4 protein-coding genes are annotated in these 4,376 nt (G+C 72.3%); all 4 read right to left on the reverse strand.

Annotated elements, in window-relative coordinates:
* A partial coding sequence (locus ACTT8P_RS37875; RefSeq protein ID WP_442836335.1) for a biotin/lipoyl-containing protein occupies positions 1–683 on the reverse strand: 683 nt, incomplete at its 3' end.
* A 62-nt stretch (positions 684–745) separates the two neighbouring features.
* Positions 746–2,134, reverse strand: coding sequence for a dihydrolipoyl dehydrogenase (gene lpdA, locus ACTT8P_RS37880; RefSeq protein WP_442836336.1), 1,389 nt, complete (start codon positions 2,132–2,134; stop codon positions 746–748).
* 290 nt (positions 2,135–2,424) lie between these two features.
* Entirely contained in the window at positions 2,425–3,972 is a 1,548-nt protein-coding gene (locus tag ACTT8P_RS37885) for a leucyl aminopeptidase (RefSeq protein ID WP_442836337.1), read from the reverse strand.
* A 177-nt stretch (positions 3,973–4,149) separates the two neighbouring features.
* The coding region (locus ACTT8P_RS37890; RefSeq protein ID WP_442836338.1) for an adenosylcobinamide-GDP ribazoletransferase at positions 4,150–4,376 on the reverse strand (227 nt) is incomplete at its 5' end.

Genomic DNA, 4,376 nt, shown 5'->3' on the forward strand with positions numbered 1-4,376 from the left:
GGCTCGGGCTGCGCCGGGGCGGCCGGGGCCTGCTGGGCCGGGGCGGCGGCGGGCGCGGCACCGGCGGCGCCGATGACGGCGAGCTTGGCGCCGACCTCGGCGGTCTCGTCCTCGCCGACCACGATCTCCAGCAGGGTGCCGGAAGCCGGTGCCGGGATCTCGGTGTCGACCTTGTCGGTGGACACCTCGAGCAGCGGCTCGTCCTCGGTGACCTCCTCGCCGACCTGCTTCAGCCAGCGGGTGACGGTGCCCTCGGTGACGGACTCGCCGAGCGCCGGCAGCACCACGTCGGTGCCCTCGGCCGAACCGCCGCCGGACGCGGCCTGCGGGGTGGGAGCGGGCGCCGGGGCGGCCTGCTCGGTGGAGGGGGCGGCCGGGGCGGGCTCGGGAGCCGGCTCCGCCACCTGCTCGGCGGCCGGGGCCGGAGCGGCGGCCGGTGCGCCGGAACCGTCGTCGATCAGGGCCAGCTCGGCGCCGACCTCGACCGTCTCGTCCTCGGCGACCTTGATGGAGGACAGCACGCCGGAGGCGGGCGCCGGGATCTCGGTGTCGACCTTGTCGGTCGACACCTCGAGCAGCGGCTCGTCGGCCTCGACGCGTTCACCCTCGGCCTTGAGCCAGCGGGTGACGGTGCCCTCGGTGACGCTCTCGCCGAGCGCCGGAAGGGTTACGGAAACCGCCATGGTTTCGGTTGCTCCTTACGAAATTGCGGAAGTCTGTGTCGTCGCGCCCAGTGACCGAGGGGTCAGTCGTGGGAGTGGAGCGGCTTGCCCGCGAGGGCCAGGTGCGCCTCGCCGAGCGCCTCGTTCTGCGTCGGGTGGGCGTGCACGAGCTGGGCCACCTCGGCGGGCAGCGCCTCCCAGTTGTAGATCAGCTGGGCCTCGCCGACCTGCTCGCCCATGCGGTCGCCGACCATGTGGACGCCGACCACGGCACCGTCCTTGACCTGGACGAGCTTGATCTCGCCGGTGGTCTTCAGGATCTTGCTCTTGCCGTTGCCCGCCAGGTTGTACTTCAGCGCGACGACCTTGTCCGCGCCGTAGATCTCCTTGGCCTTGGCCTCGGAGATGCCCACGGAGGCGACCTCGGGGTGGCAGTACGTCACCCGGGGGACGCCGTCGTAGTCGATCGGGACGGTCTTCAGACCGGCCAGCCGCTCCGCCACCAGCATGCCCTCGGCGAAGCCGACGTGCGCGAGCTGGAGGGTCGGGACCAGGTCACCGACGGCGGAGACGGTCGGCACGTTGGTGCGCATGTACTCGTCGACCAGGACGTAGCCGCGGTCCATCGCGACGCCGGCCTCCTCGTAGCCCAGGCCCTGCGAGACCGGGCCGCGGCCGATGGCGACGAGGAGGACCTCGGCCTCGAACTCCTTGCCGTCGGCCAGCGTGACCTTGACCCCGTCCTGGGTGTACTCGGCCTTCTGGAAGAAGGTGCCCAGGTTGAACTTGATGCCGCGCTTGCGGAACGCGCGCTCCAGCAGCTTCGAGCTGTTCTCGTCCTCGACCGGGACCAGGTGCTTGAGGCCCTCGACGATGGTGACGTCGGTGCCGAAGGACTTCCACGCGGAGGCGAACTCGACACCGATCACGCCGCCGCCCAGCACGATCGCGGACTTCGGCACGCGGTCGAGCTTGAGGGCGTGGTCGGAGGAGATGATCCGGTCGCCGTCGATGGTCAGGCCCGGCAGCGACTTCGGCACGGAGCCGGTCGCCAGCAGCACGTGGCGGCCCTGGATCCGCTGGCCGTTCACATCCACCGAGGTCGGGGAGGAGAGCTTGCCCGCACCCTCGATGTACGTCACCTTGCGGGAGGCGATGAGCCCCTGGAGGCCCTTGTACAGGCCGGAGATCACGTCGTCCTTGTACTTGTGGACGGCCGCGATGTCGATGCCCTCGAAGGTGGCCTTCACCCCGAACTGCTCGCTCTCGCGAGCCTGGTCGGCGATCTCGCCGGCGTGCAGCAGCGCCTTGGTGGGAATGCAGCCGTTGTGCAGGCAGGTGCCGCCGACCTTGCCCTTCTCGATCAGGGCGACGTCCAGTCCCAGCTGCGCCCCGCGCAGGGCCGCGGCGTAACCACCGCTACCACCGCCGAGGATCACTAGGTCGAAAACGGTGCTGGCGTCGTTCGCCACGTCACGTCCTCCATGCATGTGCGCCGTACGCCGGTCGTCGGTGACCGGCAGGCGGCTGGTGTCCGGCCGCTCGTTCTTCGGCCCTGGGTGGGGCCCTGTCCTGCCGGGTCCCATCTTCGCACCTGTAGAGGCCGTACGAGACGCGGGGCCGGTGTGTGAGACGCAGCACGTTCACATGAGCACGCCGGAAAGGGCAGCGCCCCCGTAAGGGGCGCGGGGAACTGCGCGACCAGCCCCCCACGCACCCGCAGCCGCCCACGCCCCTTCGTTCCCGAGCTCTCAGGCGCACGTCACCCGAGATCGCCGAAGGCAACCCGCTCGGCCAGCCGCACCAGCGTCCGCACCGCGGTCCCCGTACCACCCTTGGGCGTGTACCCGAACGGCCCGCCCTCGTTGAACGCCGGACCCGCGATGTCCAGGTGCGCCCAGGTGATCCCCTCGCCCACGAACTCGCGCAGGAACAGCCCGGCCACCAGCCCGCCGCCCATCCGCTCACCCATGTTCGCGATGTCGGCCGTCGCGGACTCCATGCCCTTGCGCAGGTGCTCCGGCAGCGGCATCGGCCAGGCCGGCTCGCCGACCTCCTCCGCCGCCTCGTGCAGCGCGGCGCGGAACGCGTCGTCGTTCGCCATGATCCCGTACGTCCGGCTGCCCAGCGCCAGCATCATCGCGCCGGTCAGCGTCGCCACGTCCACGATCGCGTCCGGGTTCTCCGCGGAGGCCGCCCACAGCGCGTCGGCCAGCACCAGCCGGCCCTCGGCGTCGGTGTTGAGCACCTCTACCGTCTTGCCGCTGTACATCCGCAGCACGTCGCCCGGACGGGTCGCCGAGCCGGACGGCATGTTCTCGGCCAGCGCCAGCCAGCCGGTGACGTTGACCTCCAGGCCGAGCCGCGCGGCGGCCACCACGGCCGCGAACACGGCGGCGGCGCCGGCCATGTCGCACTTCATCGTCTCGTTGTGCCCGGCCGGCTTCAGCGAGATGCCGCCCGAGTCGTAGGTGATGCCCTTGCCGACGAAGGCCAGCGACTTGGTCGCCTTGGCCGAGGTGTACGACAGCTTCACCAGCCGCGGCGTCGACGCCGAGCCGGCGCCGACCCCCAGGATGCCGCCGTAGCCGCCCTTGGCCAGCGCCTTCTCGTCGAGTACCTGCACCTTGATGCCGTGCTCCTTGGCCGCCGCCTGCGCGATCGCGGCGAACGCCTCGGGGTTCAGGTCGTTCGGCGGGGTGTTGACCAGGTCGCGGGCGCGGTTCAGCTCCTCGGCGACGGCGGCGGCCCGCTCGAGCGCGGCCTTGTACGCCTTGTCCCGGGGCTTGCCGCCGAGCAGCGCGGCCTCGCCCAGCGGCGCCTTGCCGTTCTTGGCCTTCTTGCCCCCGCCGCCGGCGCCGTTGTCCTTGTAGGCGTCGAAGGAGTACCCGCCGAGCAGCACGCCCTCGCCGACCACGCCCGCGTCCGCGGCGTCCGCGAGCGGCAGCGCGAAGGCGGCCTTCTTGGCTCCGGCCAGGGCGCGGGCGGCGACACCGGCCGCCTTGCGCAGGGCCTCGCCGTCGTAGCCGGCGTCCTTCCCGGGCTCGGCGCCCAGGCCCACCGCCACCACGAGCGGCGCCTTGAAGCCGGCCGGCGCGGGCAGCTTCGTCACCTCGCCCTCGGCACCCGAGGCGCCGAGGGTCTCCAGAACGCCGGCCAGCTTGCCGTCGTACGCCTTGTCCACGGCCTCGGCGCCGGGAGCCATGATGAGGCTCTGGCGGCCGGCCGCGGAGCCCTTGGCGACACCGATCACGATCGCGTCGGCCCGCAGGCCGGGCGCCGCGGCGGTGCTGAGAGTGAGAGCAGTCACGGTGGTGAAATCTCGCTTCCGTATGAAATCCGGTGAACCGGTGAATCCGGTGAAGTCCGGTGTGTGGCCGAATGCGGTGGGTCGACCGGGCCCGAACCCGACCCTAGATCCCTCCTGCGATGCGGTCTCCACCTGGGCGGGTGAAACCCCGCCCGAGCCTACGCTCGTGCCCGCGGGTCAGCCGAGGACCAGGACCACCAGGGCCGTCGTGGCCGCCGTCTCGGCGAGGGCGCCGAACACGTCGCCGGTGACCCCGCCGAACCGGCGCACACAGTGCCGGAGCGTCAACTCGGCGGCACCCAGGGCGAGTAGCACCGCGACCGCGGTCCGGACCGCGCCGGCCGGCCCGAGGGCCGCGCCCGCCCCGGCCGCGGCCACCGCGACGGCGGCGGCCACCCCGAGCG

The organism is Streptomyces sp. JW3, from assembly GCF_052216785.1.
GTDB lineage: Bacteria > Actinomycetota > Actinomycetes > Streptomycetales > Streptomycetaceae > Streptomyces.